Origin of the sequence: Marinobacter sp. es.042 (assembly GCF_900188315.1) — a bacterium.
Classification (GTDB): domain Bacteria; phylum Pseudomonadota; class Gammaproteobacteria; order Pseudomonadales; family Oleiphilaceae; genus Marinobacter.
Genome location: NZ_LT897781.1, coordinates 416,008 through 435,225 on the forward strand (window position 1 = coordinate 416,008; position 19,218 = coordinate 435,225).

Genomic DNA, 19,218 nt, shown 5'->3' on the forward strand with positions numbered 1-19,218 from the left:
GATCCTCAGAGTGAATTCAGGAAATCGATCAGAGCGGAACGATCTTCGGGCGACATCTGGCGGTATCGGTCGGCGGCCGCCTGAGCCTCGCCTCCGTGCCAGAGCACGGCTTCTTCCAGAGTGCGGGCGCGGCCGTCGTGCAGGAACCCGGCTTGTGGATTCACCACTTGGGCCAGGCCAATGCCCCAGAGCGGCGGGGTTCGCCATTCATTGCCATTGGCCTGGAATTCATCGCGGCCGTCGGCCAGGGCAGGACCCATGTCGTGCAGCAACAGATCCGAATAGGGCCAGATAGTCTGGTTGCTAAGGTCCGGGCGATCGGAAACCTCGCCGGTCTGATGTCTCGGCGTATGGCAGCCAGCGCAGCCACTTTCGTTGAACAGCCTTGCTCCCTGCCGGACGGATTCAGACCCAATATCTCGACGCGCGGGTATTGCCAGACTCTTGGCGTAGAAGGTCACGAAGTTGGCGACCTTGTCGCTTACCTCCGGTTCACCGCCATGGGTAAACCGCTCACAATTCTGCTCGGGCATGCAGTCGGTTTTAGGTTTCAGAGTAGAGGTCAGCCCCATATCTCCGGCGAACGCTCCCATGCTTTGCTGGTGGACATCGGGCTCGGCTGCCTTCCAGCCGAATCGACCGGGCACTGTCTGTTCCGTTGCCAGATCCCAGACCTGGTTAAGCTTTCCGGAGATGCCGTTTCCGTCCGCATCGTCAGGGTCATGGCGAGCTTGTAAGTCTTCGATGGGGATGGCTTCCAGCAAACCCATTCCGATCATCTGGGGTGCTACCCGGGGTGACACCAGCAGGTTTTCCGGCAGTGGCCCATAATTTGGGTTCTCAATGCGGTATACAGGCTTGCGCAGTTTCACCACCGTCCCATCCGCAAGAGTTTCCTTCACTGACGTCCATTCGACGATCAAATCAGCCTCTGGTTTCGCTGCAGGAAGCGCGGCTGTCTGGAGCTGGCTGCCATATACTGGCGCCGGTTTGAAACCGTGTTTGCGCAGAATATCTGCGTCCAGCTCCGGATCAGCAGGGACTGCCAGTCTCAAAAACAGGGAGACCGGCGACTCGTCGACACCGGGTGGGTGTCCGCGACCATCCTTGATATGACATCCCTGGCAGGAGTTGGTATTGAACAGCGGGCCCAGGCCGTCACGGGCGTCAGTGCTTGCCGGGGCTTCGACCCAGGGGTTCCGGAAGAAACTGTTGCCGACACTGAAATCCAGACGTTTGGTCATGGACAGATTGCCCTGGGGAAGCGAGTAGGCATTGGTATCTGACTGTTGTACGGTGCCCTCACCACCGGAGGCCGGAGATGTCTGGATCGGATAGCCCGCGTGAGTCTCGGCGCAAACGTGGGCGCTGGCAATCGCCAGCGCCCCGATTAAGGCAAGCGGTTTCATCATGCTCAGAACGCGTGGCCGGCATCATTGGGAGACAGGGCTTCAATACCCAGGTCGCGCGCAGCCTGCTCAATGGAACCGGTCTGTGCGACCAGCGCCATGATAGCGCCGTTGACGATACGAGTTCCCTCGGCATTCCCGGGTGCAATCATGGTGTCAAAAGCCATGGGATTTTCGCTGTTATCCGCGCGAGCCTTCATTAGCGCCAGGGCTTCCATGGAGGCGTCCAGCTGGTTGTTAAGACGGGCGTCCAGCTCTGGGTCGCTCTGCTGAACCAGATCAGACAGGGAAGGGCCGGTCACCAGGCTGCCATCCACGCGACGATAGGTGCCCGTGTAGACGTTCTGGATACCCTGGCCGTTATAGTAGTGCGAATTGTGGGTATTGTCGCTGAAGCAGTCGTGCTCGTCCTCATAGGAATTGGCTTCCAGAGCAACCTTCATTCGCTCGCCGGCCAGCTCGCCCAGAGACAGTGAACCCATGCCGAACAGCATTTTCTGAACACCCTGATTGGCGTCTGCAGCGGTCAATTGCGCCCGGTAGTTGTCACTGTCGCCCGGCGCCCACTGGGCCACCATCCACTCCAGGTCGGATACCAGAAGGTCTGTTACCGCATCCAGGTATTCGCCACGACGCTCACAATTGCCATTGGTGCAATCAGCGCCCTTCGCGTAATCCGTGACCGGACGCTCACCGGCGCCGCTTTCAAAACCGTGGAGATCCTGACCCCACAGCAGGAATTCAACCGCGTGGTAGCCGGTAGCAACGTTGGCTTCAGAGCCGCCAACTTCGTTCAGATCTGCGAGCAGTGCAGGGGAAAGAGATGCCACATTCAGTGTCTCACCACCCACATTGATACTGTTGCTTGCGATGATGTTTGCGTTGGCACCGGCGTTGCCCAGCTCGTGCTGGTACCCGTCTGCCTTCACATAATCGATCAGGCCTTCATCGAGCGGCCAGGCGTTCAGCTGGCCTTCCCAGTCATCGACAATAGCATTGCCGAACCGGAACACTTCTGTTTGCTGATAAGGAACCCGCGCTGCCAGCCAGGCTTTTTTTGCGGTCGCCAGATTGGCTTCGGTCGGATTGGCGATCAAGCGGTCAGTTGCTTCGTCCAGCGCGCGGGCGGTGATCAGCGCATCTTCGTAGTTGGCATGAGCCAGATCGGCGTAGTGATCGACCACTGAGTCTTTGGTTGCCGGCTGATGATCCTTGGTGGACCAGGGATGATTAGCGCAGCCTGCAGTGAGCAGAGCGGTTACTGTCAATGCCAGGGGGGCTGGGCGAAACATGGACGTCATTCCTTTCTCCAAGTTCTGTTAATAGTAGTAATAATAATAAACATTCTCATTAAATATTATGAGTTCCGTTTTATCGAAACGCAAGCGGGAAACGGACTCGATCGATCAGGATTGACGATAGTGCTCTTGCCCCGGGCAACCGTGATCGGGCTTAATGGCCCCGTCACCAGGAGCTATTCTTGTATGTTGAGTTATTTGCACGCCTTTCATGCCGGCAATTTCGCCGATGTCCAGAAACATGGAGCCCTGGCACTGGTCCAGACCATGATGCGGGCGAAGGCCTCCGGTATTGCCTGTTTCGATACCCATGCCGGGAGTGCCATATACGATTTGCGGAGTGAGCGGGCCCGTAAGACAGGGGAAGCCGACCACGGTGTCCAGAGACTTTGGGGCGCCAGAGATCGGCTGCTGTCTGAGGATTGGAAACCGTTTCTGGACGTGCTGACAGGATTCAATGCCGGCGGTGGCGCGCTGTCTGTTTATCCCGGTTCTCCTGCGTGGTTTCAGCATTTTCTCCGGGCTGGAGATGCGCTGACGCTCTTTGAACTTCATCCGTCTGAGGGAGAGCAACTGGCGGGCTGGGCTTCCGAAGCCTCGATTCGTGTGCTGAGACAGGATGGCCTGGCAGGTCTGCTACGGCAGTTGCCTCCCAGACAGCCCCGCCTGCTGACGCTGATTGATCCCTCCTACGAGGTCAAAACCGACTATATTGAAGTGGCGAAAACTCTGGGGAAAGCATGGCATAAGTGTCGTCATGGCATTTTTCTTGTCTGGTACCCGATCCTGACCAGTGGCCTGCAGGAACAGTTGAAAGAGGCGGTCAGGGGCACCGATGCGCGAAAGATACTCTGCAGTGAGGTGCACCTGAATAATCCGCCGGAGCGAGGCATGGTCGGATCGGGCATGCTGGTGGTGAACCCACCCTGGGGTTTTGACTCCCGGTTTGCCGCAATGATGAGCGATGTTGCCGGGCTAGATGTTCTGAATCTGGCCCATGATATCGGGTGGCTGGTGCCGGAGTAATCCAGAAGCCTACTCAGGTTTGTTGGCTTCCATCTCTTCGATCAGCTGCTGCAACCGATCAAGTATAAGTCGGCCACTTTCTCCTGTGCGTTCCAGATAGATGTCGCGCACGGGCATGCTGACCTCCTGAAACGCTTCGCGTTCTGAAGCGGTAAGGCGGACCACCTTCATGTGACCCCCTTCCAGCATTTGTTCAAGCCGGCTCTGATTCAGCTCCTCCTGAGTCTCCCAGGCGATCTGCGCGACGTCATTGAGCCCGTTGTCGAGCCATTGTTGCTGGTTTTCGGGCAAGGCGTTGTACCAGTCAAGATTTGAAACCACGGAAGCGACGAACTGGGCCGGTCGCGCCAGGGTCATGGTGGTCTGCACTTCGTAGAAATCCATTTCCTCGATGGCGAAAACCGGATTGCTCTGGCCATCGATCTTGCGCAGCTGCAGGTCACTGTATACCTGGGAATAGGGGATCTGGCTGGGCTCGGCACCATAGGCCCGGAAGGTTTCTTCCGCCATGTCGGAGGTCATGGTTCGGATTCGCTGTCCGGTGAAATCTTCCGGCGACCGCAGCGCCTTGTTAGCTGTCCAGGCCATCCAGCCTTCAGGCACGAAACCCAGCAGTTTCATGTTCTGGTTGGCATAGGGTGATTCAAACAATTCGAGCAATTCTGCACTGGCCAGAATCTCTCGTGTAACCTCGGCGTCGTCCGGAAGAACATAGTGCAGCGTGAAGAGACCGACTTCCGGGATGGTGTTGGCAAGATGCCCGGGGGAGGCGAACGCCAGGCTTATGGAACCATTGCGGACCAGTTCAGTAAGCTGGGCCGAGGTTCCCAGAGAACCGTAGGGAAAAATATCGATTTCAATCCTGCCGTCGGAACGCTCCTCGATCCGTTCCTTCAACGCTTCGGCATAAGCATGCTGAACGCTACCCTCAATCTCCTCAAGGGCAAAACGCCAGGTAACCGGGTAATCGGGGGGGCCGGGACATCGGCGGTCTCGTCCCCACCGCTGGTCTGGCTGTCTGAACAACCGGTCAGTGCAATGGCCAATGCCAGGCTCAATGGCCAGAACCTGAAACGGACGGTGGGCATAACGGGAACTCCAGTTTTCTCGATCCTTGGTTGATATTGCCATACAAGGTAACACAAGAATGCGCACTGCCGTGGGTTACGGGGTTGGATTGAATTACACTGTCGACCCAGACGATCAAGTGCATATAGGAGACAGTTCATGGAGTTTCAGTGGTGGGCAGGAGGCCGGGAATGACAAACCAGAAGCAGGCGATGCTCTATGGCCTTGGCACGGTGCTGTTGTGGTCTACCGTGGCAACCGCGTTCAAGCTCTCGCTCAGAGAGCTCGCGCCCGTTCAGATGCTGCTGATTGCGTGCAGTGCGTCGGTGGTTGTGATGGCCGTCATCCTGATGCTTCAGGGGCGCTGGCACCTGGTGTTCTCGCTCAGTCGCAAACAGTATGCCCAGTCTTTTGGCATGGGGCTGATCAATCCCTGTCTGTACTATTTCCTGTTGTTCGGTGCTTTTGACCGACTGCCCGCCCAGGAAGCGCAACCGCTGAACTACACCTGGGCTCTGGTGCTGGCCTATATGTCGGTACCCTTTCTGGGGCACCGGCTACGCAAACTGGATATTGTCGCGGGCCTGATCTGTTATGCCGGGGTCGTGGTGATTGCCACCCGCGGGGCTGTCACGTCGCTGAGCTTCGAGGATCCACTTGGCGTTTCTCTCGCCCTCGGAAGCACAGTGGTCTGGGCGTCCTACTGGATTATCGCCACACGGGATACCCGGGATCCGGTGGTTGGCCTGTTCCTTAATTTCCTGTGTGGATTGCCGGTGATTCTGCTCATTTGCTGGTGGACAGAGGGGCTCAGTTTTGCTCCGGGCACGTCGCTGGCTGCAGCGCTCTATGTAGGCGTGTTCGAGATGGGCATCGCTTTCGTGCTCTGGTCCTATGCCATGAAAAAAGCGGAGAACACTTCGAAAGTCAGCAACCTGATTTTTATATCTCCGTTCCTTTCGCTGGTATTCATCTACTTTATTCTGGGCGAGCATATCCTGCCCTCCACATACATTGGCCTGGTTCTGATCATGATGGGGCTATGGATTCAGCAGAAAAAAGTGAAGGATCGGGAAGAGGCCCTGAATCTTGGCTGACTGGTTTGTCTACATGGTTCGAACCGCCAAAGGTTCGCTCTATACCGGCATAACCACTGACGTTGGGCGGCGTTTCAATGAACATCAGGTAGGCGCTCCCCGGGGGGCGCGTAGTCTGAGGGGGAAGGGGCCACTGGAACTGGTGTTCAGCGCGCCAGCCGGAGACAGAAGCCGGGCTTCACGGTTGGAGTGGCGCATCAAGCAATGGCCCCGGCCCAGGAAAGAGGCCCTGGCCCGGGGCGAGCTCAGTCTGCCAGATGACGTTTGATGTGTTCGCCTGCGGTTTCCAACGCGGCAGTGGCTCGATCCAGCTGACCACTGTGTACCTGGAAAACGTGCCAAAGACTGTTATAGACCTCAAGGCGGGTTTCCACATCGTTCCGGTTTGCGGCCTCGGCCAGCCGTTCGGCGTCGTTCAGCAGGATTTCCTGGCTGCCTACCTGGATCAACAAGGGTGGCAGGCCGCTCAAATCCCCGAAGATCGGCGAGATCAACGGGTTGGTAAGGGGTTCCTTTCCGGCGTACAGCCTGGCGGCCTTGCTGGTCCAGCTGGCCTGAAGTACCGGCTCAATTTCCGGCGCATAAAGCTGCTCCTGAGTGAGGTCTATCCAGGGTGAAAACGCCGTGAGCGATGCCGGAAGCTGCAGGCCCTTATCTCGCAGTCGCATCGCGAGGGCAACGGAGAGCCCCCCTCCAGCGGAATCGCCGGCGACGGCAATCTGGTCCGGTTTCAGGCCAGCCTCCAGAAGCCCGTTCCAACAGGCTTCGGCATCATCCAGCGCAGCGGGAAACGGAAACTCGGGCGCCAGCCGGTAATCCGGCGTAACGATGGCGCAGCCGGTTGTTTTCGCCAGATGCCCGGTTATGCCACGGTGGGTACTCGAGGACCCGATGATGTAGCCTCCGCCGTGGAGATAGAGAACGGCGCCCCGGGGATCATTGCCGAAAGTTGTCCTGGTTGCTGGCACTCCCCCAATGGTTATGTTCTCGAATTTCGCGCCTCTCGGTGGTGTCGAACTCCGATAAGCCTGGCGCACAATGCGTCGCTGAAGTGGCACCGGTACCGCCGGGTTGAGAACCGGTCTGACCAGCCGGTTCATGGTTTGGCGCAACGCACTCTCTAAAACGTGTTGCAACATCTGTGTCTTTCCCTTGCTATGGGTTAGGCCCGCTATAGGTTAGGATTGAAGCCCCAAAATAGATAACTCATTCATGACAGGCGTTTAACTCTACGTGTACTGGAAAACGGATACCATAGAAATACCGGATTGGGACAGGCACTCACTCCTGGACAGGCTCGAACCCTTCGACCCGACCTGCTCGCGTGATCTCAGTGATGAGATGGTGGCCTATTGTCGTTTTTATGGGCTGGATCTCTGGGTGGAACATCCTGACGTCGCTTATCATCAGGGTTACGTCAAAGCCTGCGGTCATGAAGTCATGGTGCATTATTTCCGATTGCCGGACCAGTCAACAGAGCGTGGGACGGTGTTCATTCTGCACGGCTATTTCGACCACGTCGGGTTGTACAGCCAGTTGATCGATCGATGCCTGGGAGCCGGGTTTGATGTGCTGGCCTACGATCAGCCCGGCCATGGCCTTTCCAGCGGCACGCCCGCAGCCATTGGCAGTTTTCTTGAGTATCAGGGCGTTCTGTCAGACGTGATGGCTCAGGTCAGGGACAAGTTGCGTCAGCCCTGGTTCGCGGTTGGGCAGAGCACCGGTGGAGCGATCCTGATTGATTACCTGTTGTCCAACCAGCACAGCCAGCAAACCTCCGACTTCCGGAAAGTGGTGCTTCTGGCTCCCCTGGTGAGGCCGGCCGGCTGGTTGGGCGCAAAAATTCTGCATAGCATGGTGAAGCCGTTTATTTCCCGCTGGCGCAGGGTGTTTGCAGAGAACAGTGGCAACGGTCGATTCCTCAGGTTCTTGCGGGAGTACGACCCGCTTCAGGCGAGGGCAGTGCATGTCGACTGGGTGAGTGCACTCCGAAAATGGGTCCCCCATATCGAATCTGCGCGGCCGGTCGACTTTCCGGTGACCGTCGTGCAAGGTGAGAAGGATCTGACAGTCGACTGGCAACACAATTTGCGTATTATCCGGAATAAATTTTCCTCGGTTGAGGAACGGAAAATCCCTGACGGACGTCATCATCTTGTGAACGAAGCTCAGGATTTGCAGGCAACCGTATTCAATACCATTATTGATACATTCACGAACTCGGCGGAAAAGACCCGTTAAATCGGGTTGGCTGAAGAAACCAGGCACAGGAGAAAGCTGTGAAGAAGATGATTCTTGTATTTATGGTGGCAACTTTCGGTCTCGGCGGTTGTATGACCTATGACCCCTACACCGGTGAAGAGAAGACTTCGAATGCGACCAAGGGAAGCATCATCGGCGCTATTGGCGGTGCGGCTATCGGTGCGGCAACCTCCAGCAAGAGTGACCGCGGGAAAGGTGCCCTGATTGGTGCGGCCAGCGGCGCGGCCATTGGCGGTGGCGTTGGTTACTACATGGACAAACAGGAAGCCGAGCTGCGTCGCCAGCTGGAGGGCACTGGTGTTCGCGTGGTGCGCAACGGCGATGAGATTGAACTGGTGATGCCAGGCAATATCACCTTTGATCTGAATGAATCGAGCATCAAGCCGTCATTCAGCGGAACGCTGGAGTCTGTGGCTCTGGTTCTGAAGGAGTATGACAAGACCATTATCCAGATCGAGGGTCACACCGACAGCTCCGGCTCAGACAGCTACAACCAGCTGCTCAGCGAGCGTCGTGCTTCTTCAGTGCGTGACTTCCTCCTGAACCAGGGTATCGAGCCGAAGCGTACTCGGGCTGTTGGCTACGGCGAACGCTACCCGGTGGCCTCCAATGATACCGCGGCCGGCCGTGAGCAGAACCGTCGTGTTGAGCTGACGCTGGTGCCCATGCAGTAAGCAGGGCGTTCGCAGCCATAAAAAAACCGGAGCAAAAGCTCCGGTTTTTTTGTTTCCGTCAGTGAATCAGAACAGTACGCGGCAGCGAATGGTCCCTTTTACTTTGAGCAGCTTTTCCTGTGCCAGTTCGCCGTACTCTTTGTCCACGTCGACGACAACATAGCCGATGTCTTCCTTGGTCTGCAGATACTGGCCACAAACGTTGATGCCATTCTCTGAAAACACCTGGTTGATCTCTGACATCACCCCGGGAACGTTCTCGTGGATATGCAGCAGACGGTGCTGATTGGGGTGTGACGGCAGAGCGACTTCCGGGAAGTTCACGGAAGAAACCGAAGTGCCGTTGTCGCTGTACATGGCCAGTTTTTCCGCCACTTCCCGACCGATGTTTGCCTGGGCTTCGATGGTGGAGCCGCCGACATGCGGGGTCAGGATGACATTGTCGAACTCCCGCAGCGGAGAGACAAATTCTTCGTCGTTGGATTTGGGCTCAACCGGGAATACGTCAATGGCAGCACCCAGCAGTTTACCGCTGCCCAGAGCATCGGCCAGGGCTTCGATGTCCACCACGGTGCCGCGGGAGGCATTCATGAGAATGCTGCCGGGTTTCATCTGGGCGAACTGCTCGGCCTTGAACATGTACTTGGTGGCCGGGGTTTCCGGTACGTGCAGGCTGACCACATCGGCAATGTTGAGCAGCTCCTGGAGCGTACCTACCTGGGTGGCGTTGCCGATCGACAGTTTCGAGACGACATCGTAGAAATACACATCCATGCCCAGGCCCTCGGCCAGGACGCTGAACTGGGTGCCGATGTTGCCGTAGCCGATAATGCCCAGTTTTTTGCCACGGATTTCATAGCTGTCCTTGGCGGATTTCAGCCACTCGCCGCGATGGGCCTTGGCGTTTTTCTCCGGGACACCGCGCAGGAGCAGAATGGCCTGGGCGAGAACGAGTTCCGCGACGCTCCGGGTGTTGGAGAAAGGCGCATTGAAAACGGCAATGCCGCGCCGGGTGGCCGCCTGCAGATCCACCTGGTTGGTGCCAATACAGAAGCAACCCACGGCCACCAGTTTCTTGGCGGCTTCAAATACTTTCTCGGTCAGCTGGGTGCGGGAGCGGATACCGACGAAGTGCGCATCGGCAATCTTCTCGATCAGCTCTTCCTCGGCCAGCGAGTGAGACAGGTACTCAATGTTGGTATAGCCCGCAGCATTCAGCGTATCAATGGCAGATTGATGCACGCCTTCCAGCAGCAGGATACGGATTTTGCTCTTCTCAAGAGACGTATTTGACATGGGCTTGCTTCCGAACCTTTCGTCACGTGAAATGACCCGTGGCCAGTGATCGTCGGGGCTGGCTCACAGAACAGGGGCGGTATGATACCATAAACAAAGATTTTCACAGCGCGCCGGTTTGCCTGAATCAACTGTCTGTGATTCCTGTTGCAGGATGCTCCGGCCCAAACCTGACGAGACCGAAAAATTCATGAATTCTGAACAGATCATTGCTTCCCTCAAAGACCTGATGGCCACCGGCGACGCGCCCGGCAAGGTGCTGACCGACCCGGCAGATCTGGATACCTACGGCAAGGATTGGACCAAGATCTACCCGCCCAAACCCCTGGCGATCGCGTTACCCAAGACCACCGAGCAGGTTCAGGCGCTGGTGAAGTTCGCCAACGAGAATCAGGTGGCACTTGTGCCCTCTGGCGGCCGGACAGGTCTGAGTGCCGGTGCTGTGGCCGCCAATGGTGAGGTGGTTGTGGCGTTCGACAACATGAACCAGATTCTGGACTTCAATGCCAGCGACAGGACGGTTCGGTGTCAGGCCGGTGTTGTGACCGAGCAGTTGCAGAATTGTGCTGAAGACAACGGTCTTTACTATCCGGTTGATTTTGCCTCCGCCGGTTCCAGCCAGCTCGGTGGCAACCTCTCTACCAACGCCGGCGGGATCAAGGTAATTCGCTATGGTATGAGCCGGGACTGGGTTGCCGGCCTCAAGGTTGTGACCGGCAAGGGCGATATCCTGGATCTGAACAAGGATCTGGAGAAGAACAACACGGGTTACGATCTGCGTCATCTGTTCATCGGCGCGGAGGGCACGCTGGGCTTCATTACCGAAGCCACCATGAAATTGTCCCGGAAGCCGGATAACCTGACGGTGCTGGTGCTGGGTCTGAATGATCTGACCAACACCATGGATGTGCTGCAGACTTTCCAGAAAAAGATTGATCTCACCGCCTACGAGTTTTTCTCCCATCAAGCCATGGGACACGTGCTGGCCCACGGTCAGGTTCAGGCGCCGTTTGAAACCGAGGCGCCGTATTATGCGCTCCTGGAGTTCGAATCTGTCTCCGATCAGGTGATGGACGATGCCATGGCTCTGTTTGAACAATGCGTGGAGAACGGTTGGGTGCTGGATGGCGTGATCAGCCAGAGCGAAACCCAGGCCCAGAACCTCTGGCAGCTGCGCGAGCGCATTTCCGAGTCCATCGCACCCCGCACGCCCTACAAGAATGATATTTCCGTGGTCGTATCCAAGGTGCCGGGCTTCCTGCAGGAAATTGATGCCGTGGTCACCGAGCACTATCCGGATTTCGAGATTATCTGGTTCGGTCACATTGGCGATGGCAACCTGCACCTGAATATCCTCAAGCCAGAGGACATGGCCAACGAGGATTTCTTCGAGAAGTGCCAGCAGGTCAACAAATGGGTTTTCGAGATTGTCGAGCGCTACCAGGGCAGCGTGTCTGCCGAGCACGGCGTGGGTATGACCAAGAAGCCGTATCTGCAGTACACCCGTAGCGATGCAGAAATCGCTTACTTGAGAGGTATCAAGCAGGTATTCGATCCCAACGGAATCATGAACCCGGGCAAGATTTTCGACTGATGCAGGATCATATCGTAGTGCTGACAGGCGCGGGCATAAGCGCCGAAAGCGGTCTCTCCACCTTCCGGGACAACGGTGGGTTGTGGGAGCAGCACAGCGTCTACGATGTGGCCACGCCCGAGGCGTTTGCGCGCAATCAGGAGCTGGTGCTGCGGTTCTACAATGACCGCCGCCGCCAGCTCGCCTCTGCCCAGCCGAACCGGGCCCACCAGCTCCTGGCGGAGCTTGAGCAGCGCTACCGGGTCACCGTGGTCACCCAGAACGTGGACGATCTTCACGAACGGGGTGGCGCGAGCAACGTTATTCACCTTCACGGAGAGCTTACCAAGGCGCGCAGTTCAAAATATCCGGAGCTGGTTTATGACATCGGTTATCGTGATATTAACCCGGGCGACACCTGCGACCGTGGCGCCCAGCTTCGTCCTCATATTGTCTGGTTTGGCGAGGAAGTGCCCATGCTCGACAAGGCTGCCGAAGTTGTCCGCACGGCCGATCACCTGCTGATCGTGGGAACGTCTCTGCAGGTATACCCGGCTGCAGGGCTGGTTTATGAAGTGGACAGAGATGTCCCCATCACCGTGATTGACCCGGGCGAGCCGGCGTCAGTGTCGAGGGCCCGGTTTATTCGCAAGGGTGCCGTCGAGGGTGTTGCCGAATGGGTTGCCACTTACCTGTAGTGCTCAGGCTTTCAGGTACCTTTCCAGTTCTTCCCTGAAAGCGGCCTGAACACCCAGCCGCTTCAGCATCCAGTAATGACCGGCAATCATCCGGTCGATAAAGATGCTTTCCACCGGCGGCTTGAAGTAGTCGAGGTATTTGAACACGGTGCTGGTTTTCTCGGCCACGCGCTTGTGGATGTCGGCTTCTGCGAAGTTATAGGGCACCTCCCGATCCTCGAAGGGCACCACCAGAATGTCCCGCCACATAGCGTAGTAGGCTTCATCCACGGCTGGCTGGCTTCCGACACGCGCGCCCAGATCAATCAAATGACGGTCAAGCGCTTCATAGTCTTCCTCCAGGGCAGAGACCAGGGCGTTGCGGTAGGCGGCGATGATTTCCGGTTTCAGCTTCTTTACACAGCCGAAGTCGTACATCACGATGGAGCCATCAGGCCGGTAGGCGAAGTTGCCGGCGTGGGGATCGCCATGGATGCACTGGAAGCGGAAAAGCTGGTCCGCCATGAGCATGAAGATCCGGTGCCCTATCAGGTTAATGGTGTCCTGGTCGTACCGGTCTCTCGTAACCTTGCTGACGTGATCTCCCTCAACCAGTTCCATCGTCAGGACACGTCGGGTTGAGTGGCTCGTCGCCACGGATGGGATGAGCACCCAGGGCTGATCCTTGTGGAACTCCCGAAAGAGTTCGATATTTCGTGCTTCGTTCTCGTAATCCAGCTCTTCTTTCAGTCGCTCCCGGATTTCGGCGAACAGCCGGTCGACCGACTCCTTGGGCATTTTCAGCAGGCCGCCCAATCTCAGTGCCATGCGCAGTTGCTTGAGATCTGAATCGCAGGATTCGTCCACGCCGGGGTACTGGATTTTCACAATGACATCGGTGCCATCGTGGAGTCGGGCGCGATGCACCTGGCCGATGGAAGCCGCGGCGTAGGGTGTCTCCTGCAGGTACTCGAAGAGCTCGGAGACCGGTTTGCCCAGTTCCGATTCGATCTGCCCCACAATGACCTCAAAAGGCATGGGTGGGGCTTCTTTCTGAAGCTTCTCGAGCGCGTCCGAGAATTCTTTGGGCAGAAAGTCCTGGGTCTGGGAAGCGATTTGCCCGACTTTCATGACCGCCCCTTTCAGCTCGCCCAGGGTATCGGCGATCTGGTCGGCCATGCGGGTATAGCTTTCGCTCTGGGCGCCCTCGTCATTTTCTGAGCGGAACAGGCGGCGCGCACGCTGGCCGGCATATTGCCCTGCCACAGAGGCAGTCATGCCAGCGAGCTTGAAGAAGCGACCACGTCGGGAGGTTACCGGTTTCTTTGTCATAAACAGATGTACGCCTTTGACCGGATTTGGGTTTAGCCGGCCCTGCACGTTAAACCACTTTGGTCTCCACGAACAGCAGGTCTTCCAGTTCAAGTGACAGGGTCTGGCCAGAAATCAGCGGGCCCACGCCTTTTGGTGTTCCTGTCAGCACCACGTCGCCGGGCAGCAGCGTGAACTGGCTGCTGATGTGAGCGATCAGGGGAATAATGGGGTTGAGCATATCGCCGGTATCGCCGATTTGCTGGCGGTTGCCATCAATGTCCATTGTGAAGTGAATGGGAGCATCGGGAAACTTATCGGCCGCGACAAACGGCGAAAGCGGACAGGCACCATCGAACCCCTTCGCTCTCTCCCAGGGCTGGCCCTTTTCTTTGAGTTTGCCCTGCAGATCCCGCAGAGTCAGATCCAGTGCCAGACCGTAGCCCAGTATCGCGGATTCGGCGTCGCTGGCTGAAGCCCGGGTCAAGGGTCGACCGATCAGAACCGCCAGTTCGGTCTCGAAGTGAACCGCCCCCTGGTCCCTTGGAAAATCCAGGGGGCGGGTGATATGCACCGCCGAGGTTGCGGGTTTGATGAACAGTAGGGGTTCATCCGGCACCGGGTTATTGAGCTCCCGGGCATGCTCGGCGTAGTTGCGACCAATGCAGACGATTTTTCCCAGTGGCAGATGGATGGGTGTGCCATCCTTCCAGTGGTGTTGGTAATCCGGCATGGTCGCCTCCTGATTGCTGTCGACTATTCCCCTTCAAACGAGCAAACAGTATAAACCTGAAGGCCTTCGTCCTGCAGCTTGCGGGAGCCGCCGAGATCGGGCAGATCAATCATGGCTGCCACTTCCACAATTTCCGCGCCAATCCTGCGGATCAGACGGGTCGCGGCGAGCATCGTGCCGCCAGTGGCAATCAGATCATCTACCAGAACCACGTTGTCGCCCGGCTTGAAAGCGTCCTTGTGTAGCTCCACGGAGGCGGTACCGTATTCAAGCTCGTAGTCCTCCACCAGCGTATCGAACGGCAGCTTGCCTTTCTTGCGTACCAGTACCAGGGAGGCGTTGAGCTCATAGGCCAGTGCCGAGCCAATGATAAAGCCGCGCGCATCCACCGCGGCCACGGCATCAATCTTGTGGCCGTGGTAGCGGTGTACGAAGGCATCAATCAGTTTCCGGAAGGCAGTCTTGTCCTGCAGTACCGTGGTTATATCGCGAAAGGCCACGCCCGGCTTTGGCCAGTCTGGGACCGTGCGAATGGCCTTTTTGATGCTTTCAGAAAAATAATCCATAAACGTTCCGGTTAATGCCCTGGAGGCGGATCAGGCCGCATCCAGGAAAATGAATTTCAGAACAAACACAACCGCAATGATAACAACACTGGCGTTCAGATCTGCCCAGCGGCCACTGAGTGCCTTCAGGATGGCATAGGTAATGAATCCCAGCGCGATGCCGTTGGCAATGGAAAAGGTCAAAGGCATCATCAGTGCGGTGACCACAGCCGGGGCTGCGTCAGTGACATCGTCCCAATCAATCAGTTTGAGGCCGCTGGCCATGAGAACCGCCACATAAAGCAGTGCCGGGGCGGTGGCGTAGGCGGGGATGATGCTGGCGATTGGTGATAGCAGCAGACACGCTAGGAACAGTGCGGCAACAACCACAGCGGTCAGGCCGGTTCGGCCGCCGGCGGATATGCCCGCGGTGGATTCGATGTAGCTGGTGGTGGTTGAGGTACCGAGGGCGGCACCGGACATGGTCGCAACCGAGTCCGACATCAGGGCCCGGCCGAGGCGCGGCAGTTTGCCGTCTTTGTCGAGCAGGCCGCCGCGCTGTGCGGCGCCGATCAGGGTGCCGGATGTATCAAACAGATCCACGAACAGAAACGCAAAGATCACGCTGATCATGCCGATATTCAGGGCGCCCGCCAGGTCCAGCTGCATGAACGTCGGCGCTATGCTCGGGGGTGCTGAAACCAGACCATTGTACTCCACCATTCCCAGTGCCATGGCAACGCCGGTAACCGCAATAATACCAATCATGACCGCGCCGGTTACCTGGCGGAAGGACAGTGCGCAAATCAGCACGAAGCCGCCGAAAAACAACAGGCTCTCCGCAACCTTCACTTCGCCCAGGCCCACAAGCGTGGCCGGGTGATCCACAACAATGCCAGCATTCTTCAGGGCGATCAGGGCCAGGAAAAAGCCGATGCCCGCAGAGATGCCGAACCGCAGGGACATGGGAATGCTGTTTATGATCCATTCCCGCACCTTGAAGATGCTCAGCAGGAAGAACAGGAAGCCGGAAATGAAGACCGCTCCGAGCGCTATCTGCCAGCTGTAGCCCATGCTGCCGACGACCGTGAAAGAGAAAAAGGCGTTGAGCCCCATGCCTGGTGCCATGGCGATCGGGTAATTGGCCCATAGCCCCATAATCAAGGTGCCGATCACGGCTGCAAGGCAGGTAGCAACAAAGACAGCCCCGAAATCCATGCCGGTCGATGACAGGATGCTCGGGTTGACCACGATGATGTACGCCATGGTCAGGAAGGTGGTAATGCCCGCAACCACTTCTTTACGAACAGTGGTGCCGTGGGCCTGGAGTTGGAACAGTCGTTCAAGCATGACGGGTGTCTGCCTCACAGGATGCTGAAAGTTTGTGTTTGGGGATCTGGTCTGGACGGAATTCTTGAATTGCGTGAAAAAACGGCAATATTACCGGCTCAGCCTCCTGAGGCCAAGGGATGATTGACACTTCGTCAAAGCGAATGAGGCGTTAGTTGCTGTGAGAGTCACGCTGGAGCCGGATATCGAAGCGGACCGCCAGCATCCGCACGATGACGATAAAAAGCAGGCCAACGGTCAGCGGCAGGACCTCGTTGTCGAGGAACCACTGGCAGACAAAATACAGCCAGCATCCGGCAAAGGAGATCGAGGCGTAGATCTGGTCTTTGCGAAAGATATACGGGACCTCGTTACAGAGGGTATCCCGCAGGGCGCCGCCAAAGGTGCCTGTCATCACTCCCAGCAGGGAAGCGACAAACCAGGAATGTCCCAGATCCAGGGCCAGTTGGGCGCCAAGGATGGAAAAAACGCCGAGCCCGATGGCGTCGGGGAACACAATTCTTGACTCCCGCAGCCGCTCTGCCTTTTTCCAATAACTGAAGACAACCGCCATGGCCAGAATCAGCATCGGTTGCTCTTCGTGCTTGATCCAGTAAAGAGGGTGGTTGTCCATGATCAGATCGCGCAGGGTGCCACCCCCGAGTGCCGTGATGAAGCCGATGGTAAATACGCCCACAGGATCCATATTTTTGGAGCGCGCCACGATCATGCCGGAAATCGCAAACGCGACGATTCCAACCATTTCAAGCACGTAGATGATGTCGATCATGGCGAGCCCCGAGATAGGCCAGGAGTGGCCGGATGCCTATAGTCAAAGCGCGCAGGATAGCGAAAAAGCGGATGGCTTTCACCTGAGGCCAGATAGGTGTTAGAAAGCGCGGGCCTCCGGACTGTGATCCATAGCGACAGTTCTGAACGTATCTTGCATTCAACTTACCTGTATCCTGTTGTACGGAGTTGCTATGTCCTTGATGCGCCTGGCCTATGCCAGTGAAGCCACGTTTGAAGCCAAACCGGTGGAAAAGGGTGTTGAACCCCACGTTGCACGAATTCTGATGACCTCCCGTAAGAACAATGCCAAAGACCAGTTGGTCGGTGGCCTCTACTACGGAAACGACCGGTTTTTCCAGTATCTGGAAGGTGAAGAGGACGCCGTCCGTCGCACGTATGACAGGATCCTGAAGGACGATCGCCACCGCAACATCGTCACCTTGATAGAGGAGCCCCTTAAGAGCCGAACGTTCAGTAACTGGTCCATGAAATACGTGCCGCTTTCGAGGGACGTTCGGGCATTTCTGGATGATCAGGGACTTGAATCCTTTGATCCGGCCGCGTTCACCTCTGAACAGTGTGAGAAAATGATCGAGCTCGTTCGCAACTCCAGCCAGGAACAGAATCTGGTGAATCGGGCAGATTCCGAGTCCGTCGGTGATGCGCCGCAGGTACTCTCCTCAGGAATGAAAACGGGCCTGATTGTGGCCGGGGTGGTTCTGGTTGGCGCTCTGGTGATCGGCGGAACCATGCTCTGAATGGACTCGCTCTGAGAAATAAGCGCCGCTTATGCGTTTAGATAAAAGAACTTTATTTGCTTCATGATAAGACTCTGTTTAGCTTGACGGATAACAATCACAGGCGCCTGCCGCCTGGAATCCGATCAAACAAAAACGGAGCGCTCATGAAAGCCATCCTCTGCAAGGAATATGGTCCGGCCGAGAAGCTGGTCATCGAAGAAGTCCCCAGTCCCGAAGTGAAAGGCCGCGGTGTCAAAGTGCGCGTTAAAGCCGCCGGCCTGAATTTTCCGGACACCCTCATCATCGAGAACAAATATCAGTTGAAGCCGAGCCTGCCTTTTTCTCCGGGTGGCGAAATGGCAGGTGAGGTTATCGAGGTTGGCGATAAGGTAACCCGCTTCAAGGTAGGCGACCGTGTGGCCGGGCTGACGGGTTATGGCGCCTTTGCTGAAGAAGTCATCGTGCCGGAGCAGAATCTTCTACCCGTCCCCGATGGCATGTCCGACGAGAAGGCTGCGGCCTTCACCATGGTTTATGGAACTTCCTATTACGCCCTTAAGCAGCGCGGCAACCTTCAGCCTGGCGAATCGCTTCTGGTTCTGGGCGCCAGCGGTGGCGTGGGCCTGGCAACGGTTGAGCTCGGCAAGGCCATGGGCGCGAAGGTTATTGCAGCCGCCAGTTCGGCTGAAAAGCTAGCGGTTGCCAAGGAAGCAGGCGCCGATGAGCTGATCAATTACGCCGAAGAGCCGCTCAAAGACGCGGTGAAGAAGCTCACTCACAGCAAAGGCGTGGATGTCATCTACGACCCCGTTGGCGGTGACTTCACCGAACAGGCCCTCCGCGCCATGGGCTGGAATGGCCGCCACCTGATCATCGGTTTCGCCGCCGGCGACATTCCAAGAATCCCGGCAAATTTGACTCTTCTGAAAGGTTGTTCCGTTGTTGGCGTATTCTGGGGCAGTTTCACACAACGCGAGCCGGAGGCCAGTGCCCAGAACATGATGGAACTGATGAAGCTCTATGCAGAGGGCAAGATTGATCCGAAGATCAGTGCTGTCTATGACTTTGAGGATTACGCACAGGCCTTGGGGGCTTTGACCGAGCGCAAGGCGACTGGGAAGGTTGTGCTAAAGGTTGGCTCCTGAGGCATCGGTCGCACTCTGCCCCTAACCTGCCAGACCCGGGGGTGGCAAGGATGGGTGGCCCCTCCCAAAAACCGCTACGAGCACATCCATGTGCGCTTGGCGTCGGCCATCCATGGCCGCCGACATTTTTGGGAGGGGCCACCCATCCTCGCCGTCCAACTTTGGAGAAATAGGCGAGGGGTTTTTTAGGCATTAGCATGAATGAGTCGGGTGGCTTTTCACGCGATATCTAGACTGTGCGAA

The 19,218-nt window shown here is 57.1% G+C and carries 19 protein-coding genes; 9 read left to right on the forward strand and 10 right to left on the reverse strand.

Annotated elements, in window-relative coordinates:
* Positions 1–5 precede the first annotated feature (5 nt).
* Positions 6–1,412 carry a di-heme oxidoredictase family protein gene (locus CFB02_RS02130; RefSeq protein ID WP_088556680.1) on the reverse strand — a complete coding sequence of 469 codons (1,407 nt, stop codon included), beginning with the start codon at positions 1,410–1,412 and terminating at the stop codon, positions 6–8.
* Positions 1,413–1,414: 2 nt separating this feature from the next.
* Positions 1,415–2,701 (reverse strand): imelysin family protein, encoded by a 1,287-nt coding sequence (locus tag CFB02_RS02135; protein WP_088556681.1) that lies wholly within the window; start codon positions 2,699–2,701, stop codon positions 1,415–1,417.
* A 192-nt stretch (positions 2,702–2,893) separates the two neighbouring features.
* Here CFB02_RS02135 and CFB02_RS02140 point away from each other — a divergent pair, with 192 nt between their 5' ends.
* Positions 2,894–3,733, forward strand: coding sequence for a 23S rRNA (adenine(2030)-N(6))-methyltransferase RlmJ (locus CFB02_RS02140; RefSeq protein ID WP_088556682.1), 840 nt, complete (start codon positions 2,894–2,896; stop codon positions 3,731–3,733).
* Positions 3,734–3,742: 9 nt separating this feature from the next.
* Here CFB02_RS02140 and dctP read toward each other — a convergent pair whose 3' ends face one another.
* On the reverse strand, positions 3,743–4,864 hold the full coding sequence (gene dctP / locus CFB02_RS02145; protein ID WP_227519292.1) for a TRAP transporter substrate-binding protein DctP: 1,122 nt from the start codon (positions 4,862–4,864) through the stop codon (positions 3,743–3,745).
* Between the two features lie 128 nt (positions 4,865–4,992).
* Here dctP and CFB02_RS02150 point away from each other — a divergent pair, with 128 nt between their 5' ends.
* Entirely contained in the window at positions 4,993–5,898 is a 906-nt protein-coding gene (locus tag CFB02_RS02150) for a DMT family transporter (RefSeq protein WP_008174034.1), read from the forward strand.
* Between the two features lie 13 nt (positions 5,899–5,911).
* On the forward strand, positions 5,912–6,166 hold the full coding sequence (locus CFB02_RS02155) for a GIY-YIG nuclease family protein (RefSeq protein WP_088559134.1): 255 nt from the start codon (positions 5,912–5,914) through the stop codon (positions 6,164–6,166).
* On the opposite strand, the gene CFB02_RS02160 is transcribed toward CFB02_RS02155, so the two are convergent.
* Positions 6,144–7,037, reverse strand: coding sequence for an alpha/beta hydrolase (locus CFB02_RS02160; protein ID WP_088556683.1), 894 nt, complete (start codon positions 7,035–7,037; stop codon positions 6,144–6,146). The genes CFB02_RS02155 and CFB02_RS02160 overlap by 23 nt on opposite strands.
* 94 nt (positions 7,038–7,131) lie before the next feature.
* Here CFB02_RS02160 and CFB02_RS02165 point away from each other — a divergent pair, with 94 nt between their 5' ends.
* Positions 7,132–8,139, forward strand: coding sequence for an alpha/beta hydrolase (locus tag CFB02_RS02165; protein WP_088556684.1), 1,008 nt, complete (start codon positions 7,132–7,134; stop codon positions 8,137–8,139).
* Between the two features lie 47 nt (positions 8,140–8,186).
* Positions 8,187–8,834: an OmpA family protein gene (locus tag CFB02_RS02170; RefSeq protein ID WP_227507921.1), complete on the forward strand. Its 648-nt coding sequence runs from the start codon at positions 8,187–8,189 to the stop codon at positions 8,832–8,834.
* Positions 8,835–8,900: 66 nt separating this feature from the next.
* On the opposite strand, the gene serA is transcribed toward CFB02_RS02170, so the two are convergent.
* Positions 8,901–10,130 carry a phosphoglycerate dehydrogenase gene (serA, locus tag CFB02_RS02175; RefSeq protein ID WP_088556685.1) on the reverse strand — a complete coding sequence of 410 codons (1,230 nt, stop codon included), beginning with the start codon at positions 10,128–10,130 and terminating at the stop codon, positions 8,901–8,903.
* Between the two features lie 190 nt (positions 10,131–10,320).
* Here serA and CFB02_RS02180 point away from each other — a divergent pair, with 190 nt between their 5' ends.
* A complete protein-coding gene (locus CFB02_RS02180; RefSeq protein ID WP_088559135.1) occupies positions 10,321–11,724 on the forward strand; it encodes an FAD-binding oxidoreductase in 1,404 nt (467 codons plus the stop codon).
* Complete coding sequence (locus tag CFB02_RS02185) at positions 11,724–12,401, forward strand: SIR2 family NAD-dependent protein deacylase (protein ID WP_088556686.1); 678 nt, start codon at positions 11,724–11,726, stop codon at positions 12,399–12,401. The genes CFB02_RS02180 and CFB02_RS02185 overlap by 1 nt, the downstream gene beginning before the upstream one ends.
* A gap of 3 nt (positions 12,402–12,404) precedes the next feature.
* Here CFB02_RS02185 and CFB02_RS02190 read toward each other — a convergent pair whose 3' ends face one another.
* From CFB02_RS02190 to CFB02_RS02210, 5 genes are all read right to left on the reverse strand, one after another.
* A complete protein-coding gene (locus tag CFB02_RS02190; RefSeq protein ID WP_088556687.1) occupies positions 12,405–13,712 on the reverse strand; it encodes an ABC1 kinase family protein in 1,308 nt (435 codons plus the stop codon).
* 49 nt (positions 13,713–13,761) lie between these two features.
* Positions 13,762–14,424 carry a fumarylacetoacetate hydrolase family protein gene (locus CFB02_RS02195; protein ID WP_088556688.1) on the reverse strand — a complete coding sequence of 221 codons (663 nt, stop codon included), beginning with the start codon at positions 14,422–14,424 and terminating at the stop codon, positions 13,762–13,764.
* Between the two features lie 23 nt (positions 14,425–14,447).
* Positions 14,448–14,990 (reverse strand): adenine phosphoribosyltransferase, encoded by a 543-nt coding sequence (locus CFB02_RS02200; protein ID WP_008174054.1) that lies wholly within the window; start codon positions 14,988–14,990, stop codon positions 14,448–14,450.
* A 30-nt stretch (positions 14,991–15,020) separates the two neighbouring features.
* A complete protein-coding gene (locus CFB02_RS02205; protein ID WP_088556689.1) occupies positions 15,021–16,319 on the reverse strand; it encodes an NCS2 family permease in 1,299 nt (432 codons plus the stop codon).
* Positions 16,320–16,470: 151 nt separating this feature from the next.
* The gene (locus CFB02_RS02210) at positions 16,471–17,088 is read right to left on the reverse strand and encodes a trimeric intracellular cation channel family protein (protein WP_088556690.1); all 618 of its coding nucleotides are present in this window, start codon (positions 17,086–17,088) and stop codon (positions 16,471–16,473) included.
* Positions 17,089–17,281: 193 nt separating this feature from the next.
* Here CFB02_RS02210 and CFB02_RS02215 point away from each other — a divergent pair, with 193 nt between their 5' ends.
* Both CFB02_RS02215 and CFB02_RS02220 read left to right on the forward strand, forming a co-directional pair.
* Positions 17,282–17,848 (forward strand): BLUF domain-containing protein, encoded by a 567-nt coding sequence (locus tag CFB02_RS02215; protein WP_088556691.1) that lies wholly within the window; start codon positions 17,282–17,284, stop codon positions 17,846–17,848.
* Positions 17,849–17,994: 146 nt separating this feature from the next.
* Positions 17,995–18,975 (forward strand): NADPH:quinone oxidoreductase family protein, encoded by a 981-nt coding sequence (locus CFB02_RS02220; protein ID WP_088556692.1) that lies wholly within the window; start codon positions 17,995–17,997, stop codon positions 18,973–18,975.
* Positions 18,976–19,218: the final 243 nt, after the last annotated feature.